The following is a 16,297-nucleotide window of genomic DNA, read 5'->3' as shown; positions in this document are numbered from 1 at the left end:
GCCATTCAGTTTGTGAGCCGATCGAGACAACCAAGGGAGATTACGGCGTTTGAGATCCTGACAGATCAAATGCTGCGGTAGGCCGCCTCAGCGCGGAGTGGCCTGTCGTGTCGGCATGAGGCCGGCGTTTTCGTGGTTTGAATGCGAAACATACAAACACACGGGAGACGACCATGGACAAGCGTTCTGTTTCGTTACGACTGGCCATTCTGGGCGCGCTCGCTGGCGCTTCGACATCGCAACCCGCATTCGCCGAGCCGGCCGGCGAGAGCGTCGAAGAGGTCACGGTGATCGGCTCCCGCCGCGCCAACGCGCTGGACACAGTCGCTCCAGTCGATGTGATATCCGCGGACCAGTTCGAGAGTGTCGGCGCGCCGGACATGGACAACATGCTGCGCAGCCTGGTGCCCTCCTACAACGTCGCGCAACAGCCCATCAACGATGAATCGACACTGGTCAGGCCGGCAAATTTGCGCGGCTTGCCTCCCGACAACACACTCGTGCTCGTCAACGGCAAACGCCGTCATCGCGGCGGAGTGATTACATTTCTCGGCGACGGCATTTCCGATGGCGCTCAGGGGCCCGACGTCGGCCCCATCCCGACGATCGCGTTGAAACAAGTGCAGGTGCTACGCGATGGCGCGGCCGCCCAGTACGGTTCGGATGCCATCGCCGGGGTCATCAACTTCCAACTCAAGGACTCCGCCGAGGGCGCCGCGTTCGAGGCCCGCTATGGGCAGTACTTCGCAGGCGATGGAGCCACCTCGCAACTGGCGGCCAACATGGGGTTGCCGCTGGGCGCGAACGGCTTCGCCAATCTAAGTTTTGAATTCGGCGAGGCGGACCCCACCTCGCGCAGCGCGCAGCGCGCCGACGCCCAAGCCTTGATCGATGCCGGCAACACCGCGGTTCTCAGCCCCGCGCAGGTCTGGGGTCAGCCGCAAATCAAGGAGTCCATGAAGTTCTTCGCGAACACGGCTTATGAGTTCGACGAGAGCCTCGAAGCATATTTCTTTGGCAACTACGCAACGCGCGAAGTCGACGGCGGCTTCTTCTATCGCAACCCGAACACCCGTGACTCGGTGTATTCCAAGGATGGCGGCGCAACCCTGCTGGTCGCGGACTTGAATCCGAACAACGCTGTTTCGTGCCCCACCGTCGCAATCGACAACAACGCACCCGACGCGGCCGCACTCGCGCTGATCTCGTCCGGTGGCGCGCTTGATTCGGAATGTTTCGTTTTCAACGAGCTGTTCCCCGGCGGCTTCACGCCGCGCTTCGGCGGCAAGATCGTCGATCAGTCGGCGGTCGCCGGCCTGCGCGGCAGCTTCACTAGTGGCCTGCGCTACGACGTAAGCGCCGCTTACGGCAGCAGCGAGGTCGAGTTCCTCATCTACAACACGGTCAACGCCTCACTCGGCCCGGACACGCCGACCCGTTTCAAGCCCGGCGTGAATCATCAGACCGACACCAACGTCAACGTCGATCTGGCATACCCGCTCGCAATCTCGGGTCTGGCGTCGCCTCTCAACGTGGCCTTCGGCTTCGAATGGCGCGAGGAGCAATTCGAGGTCGAGCGTGGGCAGCTCGAGTCGTATCAGATCGGCCCGTTCGCGGCCCAAGGCTTCAGCTCGGGCTCGAACGGATTCAGCGGCTACGGCCCGCAGTCCGAAGGCGTGTTCGCGCGCGAGAACATCGCGCTCTATCTCGACCTCGAAGCCGATGTCACGGACCGGCTGATCTTGGGGACCGCCGTACGCTGGGAAGATTTCGACGACTTCGGCACGACGACGAACTTCAAAGTGGCGGCCCGCTACGAGCTCACCGACACGTTCGCAGTGCGCTCGACCGTCAGCACCGGCTTTCGCGCCCCCACGCCGGGGCAAGCAAACATCGTCCGCACGATCACGCAGATGGTGAACGGGGCGCTGACCGAGACCGGCGTGTTGCCACCAACCAATCCTATCGCCAGCGCGCTCGCCAGTATCGCTTCCGACGGCGAGTTCTCCGCCGCGCCGCTCAAGCCCGAGGAATCCTTCAACTGGACGCTCGGCGCCACGTTCGATCTGGGGCCCGTCGGAGTAACGCTCGACTATTTCAACATCACGCTGGAGGACCGCATCGCGCTGAGCAGCCTGATCGACATCGATCGCACCGATCCAGAACAAGTCGCGATTCTGGACCAGTTGAACAGCAGCGGCGTGCCGGGGGCGTCGACGCTCTCGGCATTTCAATTCTTCACCAACGACTTCGAGACCGAGACCCAGGGCATCGACCTGGTCGCGACCTTGCCGTTCGAGCTCGCCGGCGGCCACTCGAGCCTGATCCTGGCGCTCAACTGGACCGACACGCAACTGAAGGAGATCACCGCCTTGGCCGACGCGACCCGCAAGATACAACTGGAAGATCAATTGCCCGGCTATCGCGCAATTCTCACCGGCTCGCACGCGATCGGCCCGTGGAGCTTCATGGCTCGCACCAGCTATTACGACTCTTACATCGTTGCGCTGGATGTCGGCGCGGACGCCAGCGGCGAGTTCGATGGCAAGTACGGCGGCGAGTTGCTGGTGGACATGGAAGTGAGCTACCGGATCACCGACGGCTACCGGCTGGCGGTGGGCGCACAAGACATCTTCGACAACGTGCCCGATCGATTCCCCAATCCCGAGCTCAACAGCGGCGCCATTTATCCCACCGGTTCGCCAATGGGCTTCAACGGCGGCTTCTGGTACGCGCGACTCAACATCGACTTCTGAGTCGGGCGAACGAAGGACACATCGCGGCGCGCCTCCGGCTCGCCGCGACTGTTGCCGAGGGGCAAAACACATGGCGAACGCACCGCTCTCACGACGCACATTTCTACACTTGGTCGGCGCATTTGGCGGCTCGACCGCCGTCTATCGCGCAGCTGTCGGCATGGGCCTGCTGGAAAGCACGCACACTGCTCGACCCGACATCGCTCCGCTGCGCACTCGCGATCGAAAGTCCGTTTTGATTCTCGGCGCCGGCATTTCCGGGCTCGCCGCCGCGTACGAGCTCAGCCGCAAAGGTTATGACGTGCAGGTGATCGAGGCGTCGCATCGCGCCGGCGGCCGCAATCTCACGCTGCGGGGCGGCGATCTCGTCGACGAGGCGGAGTTTCCTCAAACCTGCGAGTTCGATCGCGACCCGGATCTGTATTTCAATGCCGGACCCGCCCGCATTCCCGGACATCACGCGTCATTGCTCGAGTACTGCAAGGAGCTGGAGATCCGACTCGCGCCCTTCATCAACGAGAACCGCAACGCCTGGGTGCAGGATGACGCGATGTTTGGCGGGCGCCCGGTGCGCAACCGTGAATACATCGCCGACTCGCGCGGCTTCGTCGCCGAGCTGCTGGCGAAAACCGTACGCCCCGACAGCTTCGGCGCGGCCTTCGGCAATCGCGACTACCAGCAGTTGCTCGAATATCTGCGACAGTTCGGCGAGCTGGACAGCCGCTTCAAGTACGTCAGCTCCTCGCGGGCAGGCTACGCCACGCACGACTACACGAATCCGCCGGCATTCAAACAACCGTTGAATGCCAGCGAGCTGTTGCGCTCGGGCTTCATCTATCTGATGAGCTTCAGCGAGTTGGACGACCAGTCCGCGATGATGATGGAGCCGGTTGGCGGCATGGATCGCATCGTCACAGCGTTCATGGCGAAGGTCGGTCACCTGGTGAAGCTGAACTCGCCGGTGGAGTCGATCCGCCTGGGCGCGGCGGGCGTCGATGTGCGCTATCGCCATGCCGGCAACACCCTCGATGCTCACGCGGATTTCTGCCTCACCTGCATTCCCATGCACCTGCTCGGGCGCATCGAGCACAACTTCCCGAAGGAGTATGCGGACGCACTCACCGCCGTGCCCCATGGCAAGCTGTTCAAGATCGGCCTGCAAATGAAACAACGCTTCTGGGAAAGCGAAGGCATCTACGGCGGCATCTCCTGGACCCTGCAGGACATCATGCAACTGTGGTATCCGGCTCATGGCATCCACCGACAGAAGGGTGTGATGCTCGGCGCTTACACGTTCAGCGACGAGGTGGCGGAGAAATTCGCGCGCTTGCCGCCGGCGCAGCGGACCGCGCTGGCGATCCAGCAAGGCGAGAAGATCCACCCAGGCTATGGTCGCCATGTCGAGAGCAGCATCAGCATCGCCTGGCATCGCATGAATCACATGTTCGGCTGTCCGGTGCAGTGGAGCGAGCCGCTGCAGTCCCAATGCTTCAAAACACTGCAGTCCCCGGCCGGCAACCACTATCTCATCGGCGACCAGATGAGCTATCACCCCGGCTGGCAGGAAGGTGCGCTACATTCCGCATTCCGCGCGATCGCGGATATCGACCAACGAGTCCGCGCCAGCGCCGCTTGATGTCACTTCAACACAAGGAACTCATGATGAGCCGACTGCCTCGTCTCGCAAGCTTCGCTCTCTGCACTGCCCTGCTCGCCGGCGCCGCGCATTCCAACGAGGTGGTGCGGCATTCGTTGCTGGGAGGCTCCAAGTTTCCGATCGCGCGAGCCGTCGAGGTTCCCGCCGGCGCAACCATTCTGTTTCACAGCGGCACCACTCCCGCGCCCGCCGATCCGAAAGCGCCTGCGGGCACCGCTGCCTATTGGGGCGACACCAGGACTCAGGCTCTGAGCACGTTTGCGAAGATCAAAGAATCGCTCGACCAGCTCGGGCTGGGCTTTGGCGACGTGGTCGCGATGACGGTGTACCTGGTTGGCGATCCCGCCAAAGTCGGCCGCATGGATTTCGACGGCTTCATGGCAGCCTACTCGCAGTTCTTCGGTACAGCCGAACAGCCGAATCTGCCGGCCCGTTCGACGGTGCAGGTCGCGGGCCTGGTTCAGCCCGGCATGCTGGTGGAAGTCGAAGTGCAGTTGGTAAAACGCGGCAAGTAACACTCCATTTGCATCTCCCGTAATTACTCATACAATTAAAAAGAGCGTCGCAGCGGTAACCGTTTCGGTGGCGACCGCTCTTTGATTGCGACAGCACGGGGGATGAACGAGTGTCGACAGGAATCAATCGTCGCGAATTGCTCGCGGCCGCGGGTGCGTTCGGTTTGCTCTCTCAGAGTACGACTTCGAGCGCTGCCCCAGCATCGAAGAGTAGCGCGGCCCTGCTCGCTCCCACGCCGCCAATGGGCTGGAACAGCTGGAATTCCTTTGCGACCACCATCACCGAAGAACAGGCAATCGCGAACGCCGAGATCATGGCGCGCGAGTTGCTGCCGTTCGGCTACGACATCTTCACCATCGACATCCAGTGGTATGAAGGCGCCGCCAAAGGCTACGACTACAACACCAAGCCCATCCCGACCCTGGATGAGCATGCGCGACTGCTGCCCGCACCGAATCGATTTCCCTCGAGTGTAAAAGGTGCAGGGTTCAAACCCATCGCTGACAAAGTTCACGCGCTCGGGTTGAAGTTCGGCGTGCATCTCATGCGCGGCATTCCCCGGCTCGCGGTCGAACGCAACTTGCCCATTCTCGGCGGCAAGTGGAAAGCCCGCGACATCGCGAACACCGCCAGCATCTGCCCCTGGAACCCGGACATGTACGGCGTCGACATGAGCAAACCCGGCGCGCAGGAGTACTACAACAGCGTGTTCGCGCTGCTCGCCTCCTGGGACATCGACTTCGTGAAAATGGACGACATGAGCCGGCCCTACGATGCGAACGCGCCGGAAATCGAAGCCGCTCAGCGGGCCATCCAAGCCAGTGGCCGTCCGATGATTTTGAGCTTGTCGCCTGGCGAAACGCCGCTGGCGAGCGGCGAACATGTACGCCGCTTCGCGCAGATGTGGCGCATCAGCGATGACTTCTGGGATGAGTGGCCGCAGTTGAAAGCGCAGTTCACGCGGTTGGACAACTGGTCGATGTTTCGACAGCCCGGTCGCTGGCCCGACGCGGACATGCTGCCGTTGGGCCGACTGCAAATGGGCAAGCGCGATTGCAACTTCACAGCAGACGAGCAACGCACCTTGATGACGTTGTGGTCGATCGCGCGCTCGCCGCTGATCATGGGCGGCGATCTGCGACACCTCGATCCCGCAACGCTCGCGTTGTTGACCAATCGCGAAGTGCTCGCGGTGAATCAGGCGAGCCGCGACAATAAGCCCGCCGCGCTCATCGAAGAAGTTCGCACCTGGACGGCCCGCGCCGAGCAAGGCGAGATGCGCTATCTCGCGATGTTCAACGTCAGCGACAAGGCGGAGACCAAGGCCGTCCACTTCGACCTCTCCCGTCTGGGATTGAAATCCGTCAAGGTTCGAGATCTCTGGGCTCAGCGCGACATCGGCACCGTTCGCGACCGCGTGTCTGCCACGCTCGCTCCGCACGCCTGCCTGCTTTACGGCCTCACACCGGTGTAGTTCGAAAAAGTGCATCGCCGCGGTAACCGATTTCGCGGCGATCGCTCTTAAGACTGCAACAGGGTTACGACTTCACGGGCGACATTCGCAAGAACCATGTCAGCCGAGGCTGCTCGCGTATTGATTACCGGCTTGGTTGCCAGCCACGGCGTGAAATTGCGCCGTTTCCTGCTGCTCCGAGTGCGCAACGCCGCCGACGTGCCGGACATGTTGCAGGAGGTATATCTGCGCATGTTACGCGTGCCGAACGTGGAGTCGATCCGATCGCCGGAGGCTTATCTGTTCACGGTCGCGCACCACGTCGTCCAACAGCACTCGCTGAGACAATCGGCGGCGCCGCCGTCGATCGAGCTGACCGAGATGTTGAATTCCGCACGCGCCGTGCCGGACGTGGACCCGGTGCTCGACCTCGACGCGCAGCAGTGCCTCGAGCAACTGCAGTCCGAACTGGATCGACTGTCGCCGAAACTGCGCGCCACCTTCCTGCTCCATCGTCGCGATGGCTTATCGCTCGATGAGATCGCCGAACGGCTCGGCACTTCGCTGCCGATGGTGAAGAAGAACCTCATGCAAGCCCTGGTGCAATTGCGCCAGCGGCTGGAGCGAGGTTGAGCCATGCCGCGCATTTCATCCGCCAGGCTCAACGCGCAGATCTACTCCGAAGCTTCGGAGTGGTTCGTGAACTGTCGCAGCGGCGCGCTCGACGACGCCACCCGTCGCAAGTTCGACGCGTGGCTGCGTCAGTCGCCACAGCATTTGAGCGCCTATCTGGAGCTCGCCGCGATCTGGGACGAAGGTCCAGCGCTGGACGCCGAGCGCCGCTGGGACACCGACACGCTCATCGCAGAAGCGCTCGCGGATCGGAGCAATGTCACCACGTTGATCACCCCGTCCACCGTGCGCCCCCCCGCCCCGATTTCTCACGCACGGTGGGCGGCGGTGGTCGCCTTCATGGCCATCGGCCTCGCCGCGTTCGTCTGGGTTTATATGTTTCGCGAGCCCATCTACATCACTCAGATCGGCGAGCAGCGCTCCATCACCTTGCCGGACGGTTCGACGATGGAGCTCAACTCACGCTCGAAAGTGCGCGTTCGCTACTCCGATCATGAGCGCGCGCTGGAGTTGCTGGAAGGCCAGGCGTTGTTCCGCGTAGCCAAGAATCCGTCGCGACCTTTCATCGTCACCAGCGACGGCACGCGGGTGCGCGCGGTGGGAACGCAGTTCGATGTGAACAAGAAACGCGAGGGCACGGTCGTGACAGTCGTTGAAGGTCGAGTTTCCGTGCTGACGGATGTGTCCGATGTCCGCGTCGACGCCATCGCCGTCAACGTGACCGAATCGATGCCGCAGCTCCCGCACGAGAGCGGCGCAGGCGCAGGCATTCTGCTCGCCGCCGGGGAACAAATGTCGGTCAGCGACAAGGCTGCCGAAAAGATCCAGCAACCCGATGTGGCTCGCGCCATCGCCTGGACGCAAAAGCAACTGGTGTTCAAGGCGGCAACGCTGACCGAGGTCGCCGAGGAGTTCAACCGCTACAACCAGCGGCAGCTGATCGTGCAGGACCCGGAGCTCTATGAGTTTCATATCAGCGGCGTGTTCGCGTCGACCGATCCGGGCGCGCTGCTGCAATTCCTGCGCGAGCGCGCCGGCGTGCATGTCGTGGAGAGCGACAGCGCGATCTACCTGACGAAGCAACGGTAACGAGAGCCCGTCGCACCTTAGACGACGGCTCGAACGATCGATCGAGAACGAGCCTCGCCTTGAGCGAGGCTGGGGGAAGTCATGCGAGTAAGCGTAGCAGCTGTTTGCCTGGCGCTGATGGGACTGTCCGGCACCGCGGAATCCCAAGCTGCTGTCAGGAAAGCAACGGATATTCCGTCGCAAGGCCTGGGACTGGCGCTGCAAAGCCTGGCGAAGGAGCGGAGCTTTCAGCTCGTGTATGTCTCCGAGGAAGTCGACGCGCTGAACACTCAGGGCGCCGTCGGTGAGTTCACGCCCGAAGAAGCGCTCGCGAGGCTGCTCGCCGGCACCGGCCTCACCTTCAAATATCTCAACGAACACACCGTCACGATTTTGCCGGTCGCGCCCTCGACACCCGAGCGCGAGCGGCCCGTCAACGCAGAGTCCGGAGATCAACGCGTGCCACGCATCAGCAGACCTTGGATCGTCAAGAACGTTCGTCTGGCTTCAGCCGCATCGGCCGTCATGTTCGGTGTAGCGGGCGGCCCCGCAGCCGCGCAGTCCGCGGCCGCGCCCCAGGACCTGGAGGAAGTCGTCGTCACGGGCATTCGCAGCAGCTTGCGCCAGGCGATGGAGATCAAGCGCGACTCGGATCAGATCGTCGACTCGATCGCCTCGGAAAGCCTCGGAAAATTTCCGGATACCAACATCGCCGAATCCTTGCAGCGAATTACCGGCGTGTCCATCGATCGCAGCGGCGGCGAAGGCCAAGGCGTCACGGTGCGCGGCTTCGGACCGGAGTTCAACACGGTGCTGCTCAACGGTCGCCGGCTCGCTTCCGACACCGGTGCGCGCTCATTCAACTTCGATGTGCTCCCTGCCGAGCTGATCTCCCGCGTCGATGTTTATAAGAGTGCAACCGCCTTGCTTCAGGAAGGCGGCATCGGTTCGGCCATCCTGCTGCACACACCGCGTCCGCTGGAGCTCGGCGAATTCAAGAGCATTCTCTCCGCCAAGGCACTGTATGAAGATCTGTCGGAGAACACGACGCCGGAAGTGTTTGGCATGATCAGCGACACTTTCGCCGACGGACGCATCGGCCTGCTCGTCTCCGCTTCGTATCAAAAGCGCGAGAACCGCTCGGAGCGCATTCTCACCGACGGCTATCTCACCGCGCCTCGCGACGACCTCAAGCTGATCGCATCGGATCTGGCTGCGCAGGGCTACTCGGCGGACGATCAGTTCTTCATTCCGCAGAATCTGAACGTCAGCCCGGTCGACGAGGATCGCGAGCGAGTCAACGTCAACGCAACGTTCCAATATCAGATCGCGGACAACGTTCGCCTGACCGTCGACGGCATGTACGACAAGTTCAATGTGTACACCCAGGCGAACTCGCTCGGCTTCTTCGTCACGCCATCCATCATCACCAACGCTCGGTTCGACGAGCATCGAACGGCGACGAGCATCACGCAGACGATCGAGGCTGCCGTCGACTACACGCGTTCCGAGCGCGACCGTCCCACTGATATTTACGCCGGCGGTCTCAATCTCGCGTGGGATGTCAACGACAGCGTCAATGTCTCGCTCGACTCGTCCTGGTCTCGCGCCAAGTCCGGCGGCGCTGAAGGAACGAACGTCGCGGTCGTCGGTTTCCGCAAGGACATTTACACGCTCTCGTACGGGCCGAATGGCATCCCCTCGGTCACGGGCGTGCCGTCGGCCGATTATGTGGATCCGAGCTTGCCGGTGGCGCATTTCAACTTGCGCGGCACCGGTGGCGGTCCGCTTGGCGGCGGCGCCGATCTGGAAGATGAAATCTACGAGCATCGCATCGAAGCACAATGGCAGCCGGAGAGCGATCTGCTCAAGCGCGTCACCGTCGGCGGCTACTATCTGCAGGAGAAACAGAGTCGCGATACCCGGCTCTCGGACAACGAGGTCCTCTGCATGTATTGCGGCTACTTCGTCGGCATTCCGGACAATCTGTTGCGACCTTTCAGCGTCGGTTCCGGTTATCTCGGCGGCCGCGTATCGGTGCCATCGGCCTGGCAGACCTTCGATATCGATCCCCTGCTCGCCTATCTCGAGTCCCCCGAAGCCGCCAGCGCGCGGGACGCTGCTCGGAACTTGACTCCGGGAAAGACGTTGTCCGACCTGGCCAAAAGCAATGGCTTCGAGATCCATCAGCGGCCGGACTCGTCGCGGGTCGAAGAAGAAGTCGCTGCGCTGTATGCGGATGCAAGCCTCGAAGGTTCGCTCGCGCAGATGCCATGGAATCTCACGCTCGGCGCTCGCTATGTGCGCACCGAAACCACCGCGTTCGGCATCTCGCAGGCGCTCCAGGATCTCCGCAACAGCGGCGATCCCACGCTGTATATGACAGTCCTCGGCGATGCCGTCACCGTCAGCCAGACGAACAAGTACAACGACTTTCTGCCGAGCTTGAGCTTCCGCTTGAATGTCACCGACGACGTAGTCTTGCGATTTGCCGCGTCGAAGACACTCACCCGTCCGCCGCTGGGCGCATTGTCGCCCCGCCTCGTCATCGGCACGACCCGCCCCGGCAACTTGCAGGCGTCGAGCGGCAATCCGGACCTGAAGCCGTTCAAGTCCAAGAACGCGGATCTTTCCGCCGAGTGGTACTACCAGGACAACGGCTTCATCACCGTGGGCGTGTTCTACAAGGAAGTGCAGAACTTCCTGGTGAACACGGTCGAGAATCGCGCGCTGCCCATCGCCGATTCGGACAATCTGTTCGCGGGCGATCCGGTGTTCGAAGTGAGCCTGCTCGACAATCTGGAGAGCGCCACCGTCAAGGGCGTCGAGATCGGCGCCCAGCACAGCTTCGACTACTTGCCGGGTTTCTGGCAGGGCTTTGGCCTGGGTGCGAATGCAACGCTGGTCGACAGCGGCGCCGAGCTGAACGTGGACGATGTGTCGCAAACGTTCGCACTCGAAGGCTTGGGCGACTCTTATAACGTCGTCGGCTTCTACGAGAACGGTCCGTTGGAAGTGCGCGTTGCCTGGAACCGCCGCGAGCGCTTCCTGCGAACCGCGGTCGGGTTCGGCGGTGAGCCCACCTTCGTCGAGCCGTATCAACAGATCGATGCCCGCGCCAGCTTGGCAATTTCCGACCACTTCTCGGTGTTCGCGGAAGGCGTGAATCTGGGCAACGAGATCCAGCATCGCGTCGGCCGCTACGACAACCAGATCCTGCTGCTGGAGGAAACGGGACGCCGCTACACCATCGGCGTCCGCGCCGAATTCTGACGTCGCTGTAAGCTGAGGCCTCGGCGGGCGCTGACGCGCCCGCCGTTGTTTGCAATGTCGTTCGATTTGCTGGACGCTATCGACAGCGGGAGCACGAACGATGACTAGCAAGCGCCGACGTATCGTCTGGCTGATTCTACTTGTGCCGCTGTATGCGGCCTGCTCGATGACCTATCTCGGCCAGTCCGGCCGCTTGAGCAATAGCGATTGGCGGACTGCCAGTCGCGAGCCCGTCGGCCTCGCACCCGATCCAGTCAAGACACCCGAGGCGGTCGTGCAGGTCTATGCGGCCCGCACCATCAACTGGAAGGGATATTTCGGCGTGCACACTTGGATTGCGGTGAAGCGCAGCGGCGCGCCGGAATTCACCGTGCACGAAGTCATCGGCTATCGATTGCGACGAGATGGAACGACGGTCGTGTCACGCGTGCGGCCGCCCGACAGCCGTTGGTTCGGCGCCGAACCGGACTTGCTCAAAGATGTTCGCGGCCCAGGCGTCGACGCACTGATCGATCGCATCGAGACGGCCGTGCAGAACTATCCATACAACGATGTTTATCGGGTCTGGCCGGGCCCGAACTCGAACACGTTCACCGCCTTTGTTCTTCGCGACGTGCCCGAGCTGCGCGTCGACTTGCCGCCCACCGCGATCGGCAAGGATTATCTCGGCCTGACCCCGGTTGCTCTCACGCCGAGCGGCACCGGCGGCCAGGTCAACGTCTTCGGCATCGCCGGCATCGCCGCCGGTTGGGAAGAAGGCGTCGAGCTGAATCTGTTGGGACTGACATTCGGCGTCGATCCGGTGAGCTTGTCGCTCAAGCTGCCGCTGATCGGCCGCATCGGGCCGGACGATCATGAGCCGGTGGTGATCGAATAGCGCCGCCGACGTCGGCCGGCGAGCCAGGCGCCGGCTACGATGCCGGCCAAGGCCATTCCATAGTGAACTGGCCACATCGCGTAAGGCAATCGAATCTGCTGCCACGGCACGGGGATCAGCAGAACGCTCGCTGCGAACACGGCAACGGCCAGCGCCGGATGTCGAACGTTCAGGCGAGCGACCAGCCAGCCGCTCGCGATGAAACAAACAAATCTCATCAGCGCGCCGAGGCCCCAAGCAATCAGCAGTCCGTCGGATCGATCCATACCGGCTCTGCGCAAAGACCAGAAAATATCCCCGCTGTAAGCGATGAAGACCGCGTTCAATTCCCGCCACAGCAGAATGGCGCACCAGCCCACGACCACCGCGACGATCAGTGAGCGACCGCTGGCGCGCGCCGCGTCTGCCACGTCTGTCCCGACTGCAGCGAGCACCTGACGCCAATACCACCCCCTCGACTTGCCTTGTTCGTGCAACTCCAGGAGATCGCCAACCAACGACTCCGCATGTCGCCCGCGCAGACATCGTTGTAACAACCAAGTCGCAATCCGCGGCGGTGGTCGAGAAGTCATGCCGAGTCACTCCTGAGCTGCGGAATGCCGTTCCAAAGACTTTGCAGCGAGCGCTGCGTCTCCCTCACCTGCTTCAACCCCTTGGCGGTCAACTCGAAATAGGTCTTCGCGCGCCCGCCTCTCGCGGCCGTGGCTTCGCCGGTTTCGGAGCGCACCAGGGCGTCTTCCTCGAGCCGGCCCAAGGTCGAATAAACAACGCCGATCGCCAGCTCCCTGCCGGTGCGTTTGTCGATTTCATCGGCAATCGGCACGCCGTACGCCTCCCGCCCCAGGCGCAGGATCGCCAGCATCACCATCAATTCGGTCTGACTCAGATGTTGCCGCTTCATTTATTCCACAATAGTGAATAAATAGACGAGCGTCAACTCGCAACATCAGCTCGTCATTTCGCGAACAGTTGCCCGATGTCCTTGAATGCCTTGAATTCCAGCGCGTTCCCGCACGGGTCGAGCAGGAACATGGTGGCCTGTTCGCCGGTTTGACCTCGAAAGCGGATGTGAGGTTCGATCACGAATGGAATGCCGAAGGACTTCAGTCGCGCCGCCAGCGCTTCCCATCGGTCCCACTCGAGCACGACGCCGAAGTGCGGCACGGGCACATCGTGACCGTCCACGGGATTGGTATGAGCATGCTCCTGCGAGGCCGTCTTCGGATGTTCGTGAATCACCAGTTGATGGCCGAAGAAATCGAAATCCACCCACTGCGCGCTCGAGCGCCCTTCCGCCAGGCCGAACACTTCGCCGTAGAAGCGGCGCGCGGCGGGCAGATCATGAACGGGGATGGCGAGGTGAAAAGGCGCCAGACTCATTGCTTGTCATCACGGCTCGAAGGAAATTTCATCCTAGCCGGCGATTGCGACAGCAGACAAGAAAAATTCGTTATGCTCGGCCGCGCGCTTCAGTGACAGCGCTCACTATCGAGGGACTCTGCATGAAGTTTGTCCTGACTTGCCTCGCAACCTTGCCGTGGGTCGCCGGACTCGCACACGCGGCCGGGGCTGCCGAATCGGAATCGTTATTCGACGGCAAAACACTGAACGGCTGGCGCGTCGTGAACGGCTCCGCGAAGTACGAAGTGGTCGACGGCGCCATCGTGGGCACGACCACCGCAGGCTCGCCGAATAGCTTTCTGGCCACCGATCGAACTTTTGGCGATTTCATCCTGGAGTTCGAAGCCAAACAAACCGTCGGCCCGACCAACAGCGGCGTGCAGTTTCGCAGCCAGAGCAAGCCGGAAATCACGCAAGGCCGCGTGCATGGGCCGCAGATGGATCTGGATCCTTCGGAGCGCCAGTGGACCGGCGGCCTGTACGATGAAGCCATGAGCGGCTGGTGGTATCCCGGCACGCTCAACCCGCAGCCCGGCCTGTACAAATTCGACGAATGGAATCAGATCCGCATCGAGGCCATCGGTCCGTCGATGCGCACCTGGGTCAATGGCCAGCTCTCCGCGTATGTGCTCGATGCAACCTACAAGGACGGCTTCATCGCGCTTCAGGTGCATTCCATCGACAAGCCCGAAGAAGCGGGCCGCCAGATTCATTGGCGCAACTTGCGCATCAAGGAACATCCGACCGCCTCCCCCGCCGAAGCGAAGATCTTCGTGCGCAACACCCTGCCCAACGATCTGAGCGAGGTCGAGCGCAAACAAGGCTGGCAATTGCTCTGGGATGGCACATCGACCGCCGGCTGGCGCAGCGCCAAGGGCGATGCCTTTCCCACGCGCGGCTGGAAAGTCGACGATGGCGAACTGGTCGTCACCGGCGGCGGTGGCGGCGACATCGTCACGGAAAAAACCTTTCGCGCGTTCGAGCTGCAGCTGGATTTCAAGCTCACGCCCGGCGCGAACAGCGGCATCAAGTACTACGTGGGCGACTATGGCACCGGCGATGCGCTGGGCCTCGAATATCAGCTGCTGGATGACGAACGTCACGCCGACGCGAAACAAGGCAAGGACGGCAATCGCACGATCGCCTCGCTGTACGATATCCAGCCGCGCGGCCGGCTGATGACCAATGTCGGCCTCGCGCCGAAGGTCGGCGAATGGCAGCATGCGCGCATCGTCGCCAGGGCCGACGGCAGCATCGAACACTGGCTCAACGGTGTGCAGGTGTTGACCTTCAAGCGCGGCTCCGAAGATTTCCAGCGCCGCGTCGCCGACAGCAAGTTCAAAGACATTGCCGGCTTCGGCAAGCTGGAAGAGGGCCGGATTCTGCTGCAGGATCACGGCGATGAAGTTCGTTTCCGCAGCATCAAAATCCGCGCGCTCTAGGAATCAGAGATGAGCAACACCGATCGACGTACTTTCCTGCAATCCGCCGGCCTAGCCGGCCTCGCCTCAGCCATGTCATCAGCCGCCGTCGCGCAAGGCACGCCGGCTCACGAGAAGGCGAAGACCGAGGCGCCCGCGAGCAAACATTCCATCCGCTTCAGCGTGATCGGCCTCGATCACGCGCACATCTACAGCATGACCGAAGCCGTGCAACGCGGCGGCGGCAAACTTGTCGCCGTTTATGGCTCCGACCCGAAACAGATCGCCGACTTTCGCGCCAAATTTGGCGACGTGAAGGTCGCGCGCAGCGAAGACGAGATCCTGCAGGACAAGTCCATCCAACTGATCGCCGGCGCGGCCATCCCCGATCAGCGCGCACCGATCGGCATTCGCGCCATGCAAGCTGGTAAGGATTACCTGGCGGACAAGCCGGGCATCACCACGCTGGAACAGCTGGCCGAGGTGCGGAAGACGGTCGAGTCCACCGGACGTAAATTCGCGATCATGTATTCCGAGCGGCTCGAAGTGCGCTCGGCCGTGTATGCCGGCGAGTTGATTCGCCAGGGCGCGATCGGCCGGGTGATTCAAACCGTCAATCTCGGGCCGCATCGCGTAAACGCCCCATCGCGCCCGGATTGGTTCTGGGACAAGGCGCGCTACGGCGGCATTCTCACCGACATCGGCTCGCATCAGGCCGACCAGTTTCTTTACTACACGAACAGCACCCAGGCGCGCGTCGTGGCTGCGCAGACCGGCAATCTGGCGCATCCCGACCGTCCGAAGTTCGAAGACTTCGGCGACATGATGATCAGCGGCAATGGCGGCACGGGCTACGTGCGCGTTGACTGGTACACGCCCGATGGCTTGAGCACCTGGGGCGATGGCCGCCTGTTCGTGCTCGGCACCGAGGGCTACATCGAGCTGCGCAAATACATCAACGTCGCATCCGGGCTGCCGGGCGGCAACCACTTGTACATCGTCGACCGCAAACAGGCCCGGTACATCGATTGCAACGGCGTGGCGCTGCCGTTCGGTCCGCAATTCGTCACGGACATCGTCGAGCGCACGCAAATTGCGCAGGATCAGAAACAAGCGCTGCTCGCCGCGGAGCTGGTCCTGACCGCCCAGAAGGCGGCAACCCCGCCAATCTTCAGCTAATTGGCCTGACCACCCTGTTAGCGATCCCAGTACAGGATTGACAGGCTTCCCGCGCTGATCTAA

Annotated in this window: 13 protein-coding genes; 10 read left to right on the top strand and 3 right to left on the bottom strand. The window is 62.2% G+C overall.

Annotated features, from left to right (window positions below; translation table 11 throughout):
- The first annotated feature begins 173 nt into the window (after positions 1-173).
- The 8 genes from GYH35_RS12690 (at position 174) to GYH35_RS12655 (ending at position 12,233) form a co-directional block, all read left to right on the top strand.
- Complete coding sequence (locus GYH35_RS12690; RefSeq protein WP_161828582.1) at positions 174-2,756, top strand: TonB-dependent receptor plug domain-containing protein; 2,583 nt, start codon at positions 174-176, stop codon at positions 2,754-2,756.
- 70 nt (positions 2,757-2,826) lie between these two features.
- Positions 2,827-4,392: a flavin monoamine oxidase family protein gene (locus tag GYH35_RS12685; protein ID WP_161812191.1), complete on the top strand. Its 1,566-nt coding sequence runs from the start codon at positions 2,827-2,829 to the stop codon at positions 4,390-4,392.
- A 26-nt stretch (positions 4,393-4,418) separates the two neighbouring features.
- The gene (locus tag GYH35_RS12680; protein WP_161828581.1) at positions 4,419-4,928 is read left to right on the top strand and encodes a RidA family protein; all 510 of its coding nucleotides are present in this window, start codon (positions 4,419-4,421) and stop codon (positions 4,926-4,928) included.
- A gap of 110 nt (positions 4,929-5,038) precedes the next feature.
- Complete coding sequence (locus tag GYH35_RS12675; RefSeq protein ID WP_161812189.1) at positions 5,039-6,403, top strand: glycoside hydrolase family 27 protein; 1,365 nt, start codon at positions 5,039-5,041, stop codon at positions 6,401-6,403.
- Between the two features lie 96 nt (positions 6,404-6,499).
- Positions 6,500-7,015 (top strand): RNA polymerase sigma factor, encoded by a 516-nt coding sequence (locus GYH35_RS12670; protein ID WP_161812188.1) that lies wholly within the window; start codon positions 6,500-6,502, stop codon positions 7,013-7,015.
- 3 nt (positions 7,016-7,018) lie between these two features.
- A complete protein-coding gene (locus GYH35_RS12665) occupies positions 7,019-8,104 on the top strand; it encodes a FecR family protein (protein ID WP_161812187.1) in 1,086 nt (361 codons plus the stop codon).
- An 81-nt stretch (positions 8,105-8,185) separates the two neighbouring features.
- Entirely contained in the window at positions 8,186-11,356 is a 3,171-nt protein-coding gene (locus tag GYH35_RS12660) for a TonB-dependent receptor (protein WP_161828580.1), read from the top strand.
- 100 nt (positions 11,357-11,456) lie between these two features.
- Positions 11,457-12,233 (top strand): DUF3750 domain-containing protein, encoded by a 777-nt coding sequence (locus tag GYH35_RS12655; protein ID WP_161812185.1) that lies wholly within the window; start codon positions 11,457-11,459, stop codon positions 12,231-12,233.
- Here the strand turns inward: GYH35_RS12655 and GYH35_RS12650 are convergent.
- Genes GYH35_RS12650 through GYH35_RS12640 form a run of 3 tightly spaced genes read right to left on the bottom strand, consistent with a single transcriptional unit; the run spans position 12,209 to position 13,613 of the window.
- Complete coding sequence (locus GYH35_RS12650; protein WP_161828579.1) at positions 12,209-12,805, bottom strand: hypothetical protein; 597 nt, start codon at positions 12,803-12,805, stop codon at positions 12,209-12,211. The two genes, GYH35_RS12655 and GYH35_RS12650, sit on opposite strands and share 25 nt — an antisense overlap.
- On the bottom strand, positions 12,802-13,134 hold the full coding sequence (locus tag GYH35_RS12645; RefSeq protein WP_161812183.1) for a PadR family transcriptional regulator: 333 nt from the start codon (positions 13,132-13,134) through the stop codon (positions 12,802-12,804). Before GYH35_RS12645 ends, GYH35_RS12650 begins: the two co-directional genes overlap by 4 nt.
- A gap of 53 nt (positions 13,135-13,187) precedes the next feature.
- Positions 13,188-13,613: a VOC family protein gene (locus GYH35_RS12640; RefSeq protein WP_161812182.1), complete on the bottom strand. Its 426-nt coding sequence runs from the start codon at positions 13,611-13,613 to the stop codon at positions 13,188-13,190.
- Positions 13,614-13,735: 122 nt separating this feature from the next.
- Between GYH35_RS12640 and GYH35_RS12635 the strand changes: the two genes are divergently transcribed.
- Positions 13,736-15,076: a 3-keto-disaccharide hydrolase gene (locus GYH35_RS12635; protein ID WP_161828578.1), complete on the top strand. Its 1,341-nt coding sequence runs from the start codon at positions 13,736-13,738 to the stop codon at positions 15,074-15,076.
- A gap of 9 nt (positions 15,077-15,085) precedes the next feature.
- A complete protein-coding gene (locus GYH35_RS12630) occupies positions 15,086-16,234 on the top strand; it encodes a Gfo/Idh/MocA family protein (RefSeq protein WP_161812180.1) in 1,149 nt (382 codons plus the stop codon).
- Positions 16,235-16,297 lie beyond the last annotated feature (63 nt).

This window comes from Steroidobacter agaridevorans, from assembly GCF_009932555.1.
Taxonomy (GTDB): domain Bacteria; phylum Pseudomonadota; class Gammaproteobacteria; order Steroidobacterales; family Steroidobacteraceae; genus Steroidobacter; species Steroidobacter agaridevorans.
The sequence above is the reverse complement of the archived record's forward strand: the minus strand, read 5'-3'. Positions and strand labels throughout refer to the sequence as shown.